Below are 2,460 nucleotides of genomic sequence, written 5' to 3'. Positions count from 1 at the left end.
ACTACTTATCGAAACTATTTATTGAAAAGAGCAGCCTTGTTCTCAAGCTTTTTTCCTGCGCTATTTTTGATCACTTATTTACTGTGATTGGTATAAATTGATCCATCGCTTTGAGCCTTTCGTAATACCTGACGAAAATAACGGACAAACTCAAAGGATTCCAACATGATTAATAAAATTAGCAAGTCTCTATCTCTTCTTGTCGCTGCACTTTTTTTTAGTGCATTCGCTAACGCCAATCATCATGAGATGAAAAAAGATATCGTCGATGTCGCAGTAGGAAATGGCTCTTTCAATACACTTGTAGCTGCTGTTAAAGCGGGTGGACTTGTAGATACTTTGAAAGGAGAAGGACCTTTTACCGTTTTCGCACCAACCGATGAAGCATTTGCCAAGTTGCCAGATGGTACTGTCGATATGCTTTTGAAACCGGAAAACAAAGACAAATTAGTCGCAGTGCTAACTTATCATGTAGTCGCAGGGAAAGTGATGGCGGCAGACGTTATGAAAATAGACAAAGCGACAACAATCCAAGGTCAAAACGTGATGATAAGCGTAAGCGATGGCACGGTTATGGTTAACAATGCAAAAGTGATTGCGGCTGATGTGGAAGCAAGCAATGGTGTAATCCACGTAATTGATACGGTCTTGCTCCCGAAATAATCAAATAGAAAGAAAGTCTCAGGCAAACCAAACTCTTTGAGGGTGTGACAATTCACACCCTTTTTAACCTACTGGGCTAAGCGTTGAGCATATCCAATTTTACCTACACTAGACATAACGTTAATGGCTACTTAGTGGTTTTCTCCATCACGTAATTAGTCAGCTTAACGCCACGTATTTCGACTTCTTGTTCATTCACTAACTTAAAGCCAAGGTGCTCATAGAAAGGCCTAGCGGTAATACTCACCTCAGAGAAGTATCTCGATACACCACGAAATCGACCAATCTCGAATACATGCTCCATCAAAGCTCGCCCTACACCTTTACCTTGATATTCATGATGACAAAAGAAGTGATCTATCAACCCATTCGGTTGCAAATCAGTATAGCCAACAATGTGGCCATCCAACTCCGCTACAAAAGGTTGGATACGATGCAGACACTTTTCCCACACCTCGGAGTCAAAGTCACTTGGAGCCCAAGCCTCAACTTGTTCTTGAGAATAGTCACGAACGTTAATATTTCGAACAGTATGGAAATAGATCTCCCATAATGCTTTGGCATCACTAACTTGGTAATTTCGAATTCTAACCACGACACAGTCCTTTCATGTATTGCTGATTACCTATTCACTACTTGATAGCAATACTAACGATAAAACACAGCTAGCCAAATAGTCACAACGTCTCTATCCGTACCTACAACCTTGTGCTTCTCTCTCGCGGCAATATTGATGTAATCCCCTTTAGACAAGGTAACGACACGTCCGTCTTCGAACTCAATAACACCTTGCCCCTCTAGCACCATAACCCATTCGTTTTCATCTTGGTCATACCAACCTTGTTCTGGAGAACGGTGCCCATGAGATATTATTCTTTCAATCCGCACATTCTCAGTAGTAATGATGTCGTTGAAGATTTCGTCGGGTATTGACGAAGGCACATCCGAGTAGATATTTGACATCGCTCTCTCCTAATCCTTGTTAGATGAATATGGTGCAGTGTTTTATCGTTTTATCTAAAGCCTAGCTTCCTGAGTTCCTAAGCTCCTGAGCTATAAGCCCTAAGCCACAGCACTTTTTCTGAAATAGAAACGATAATAGCCAACCAAGTTACTGCAGATAAATAGCGCTTCCATCAGTACAGCAGTTGGAGAACCAACTAAGTAATTGTGAACCAACCAAAAGCTAGTTCCGATAATCATCAACTCTCTTAATCGACGGTCATCTTTATTGAAGGCTGCAAAGGTTTGAAATACGGAAGCAAAGCAACTCAATATGCTAGTGAGCCCCGAGTAAGTCACAACCGTTGCGACTACTGACATGGAACTGAACAAATATTTAAATTTGGGTGACGTAGAAAACACGCTCGTCAAATATCGAATGGTCGCGATGATCATCAAACTTGCCGCCGTCCATTGTTCGAGCAAAATGAAATGACTAGAAATAAGAACGCCTGCAAAAAACAAGCATGTGACGATTTTCTTCCTCTCTTTAAATTGAAAAGACAGAAGATCGAAACAAATAGCAATTGCGACTAATACCTGAGAAAGATAAAAAGCTGACACGATTATTCCTTAAGTAGTGACCTAGCAGATTTAAATTATGACGTTGCTGTTTTATGAATGATATTGAAGTTTAGACTTTTAAAGTACCACTGATTACGGTGGTTGCAGACCCCATCAGTTTTATACGACCATTCGGTAATAGCTCTGTCGATACATACCCACCGCGGCGCGACGCTTGGTAAGCATTGAAATGCGCTTTGTTTAGTTTCTCGGACCAGTATTGTGTGAGAG

General features: G+C 41.0%; 4 protein-coding genes and 1 pseudogene. 1 reads left to right on the top strand and 4 read right to left on the bottom strand.

The features are described from left to right. Nucleotides 1–165: 165 nt before the first annotated feature. Nucleotides 166–663 carry a fasciclin domain-containing protein gene (locus AB4496_RS23230; protein ID WP_009844953.1) on the top strand — a complete coding sequence of 166 codons (498 nt, stop codon included), beginning with the start codon at nt 166–168 and terminating at the stop codon, nt 661–663. Between the two features lie 127 nt (nt 664–790). Here the strand turns inward: AB4496_RS23230 and AB4496_RS23225 are convergent, their stop codons facing one another. From AB4496_RS23225 to AB4496_RS23210, 4 genes and pseudogenes are all read right to left on the bottom strand, one after another. Further along, on the bottom strand, nt 791–1,258 hold the full coding sequence (locus AB4496_RS23225; protein WP_009844952.1) for a GNAT family N-acetyltransferase: 468 nt from the start codon (nt 1,256–1,258) through the stop codon (nt 791–793). Between the two features lie 53 nt (nt 1,259–1,311). Continuing rightward, nucleotides 1,312–1,626 carry a cupin domain-containing protein gene (locus AB4496_RS23220; RefSeq protein WP_009844951.1) on the bottom strand — a complete coding sequence of 105 codons (315 nt, stop codon included), beginning with the start codon at nt 1,624–1,626 and terminating at the stop codon, nt 1,312–1,314. A gap of 99 nt (nt 1,627–1,725) precedes the next feature. Next, the gene (locus AB4496_RS23215) at nt 1,726–2,229 is read right to left on the bottom strand and encodes a YgjV family protein (protein WP_009844950.1); all 504 of its coding nucleotides are present in this window, start codon (nt 2,227–2,229) and stop codon (nt 1,726–1,728) included. A gap of 70 nt (nt 2,230–2,299) precedes the next feature. Further along, nucleotides 2,300–2,460 (bottom strand): annotated as a pseudogene (locus tag AB4496_RS23210) (phenazine biosynthesis protein PhzF); the annotation flags it as partial.

The organism is Vibrio sp. 10N.222.46.A1, assembly GCF_041473595.1.
GTDB lineage: Bacteria > Pseudomonadota > Gammaproteobacteria > Enterobacterales > Vibrionaceae > Vibrio > Vibrio tasmaniensis_A.
This window is presented reverse-complemented; position numbering and strand designations above follow the sequence as displayed.

Coding starts and splice junctions, on each gene's coding strand:
- AB4496_RS23220 (WP_009844951.1), bottom strand. CDS start 1,626: ATGTCAAATATCTACTCGGATGTGCCTTCGTCAATACCCGACGAAATC.
- AB4496_RS23230 (WP_009844953.1), top strand. CDS start 166: ATGATTAATAAAATTAGCAAGTCTCTATCTCTTCTTGTCGCTGCACTT.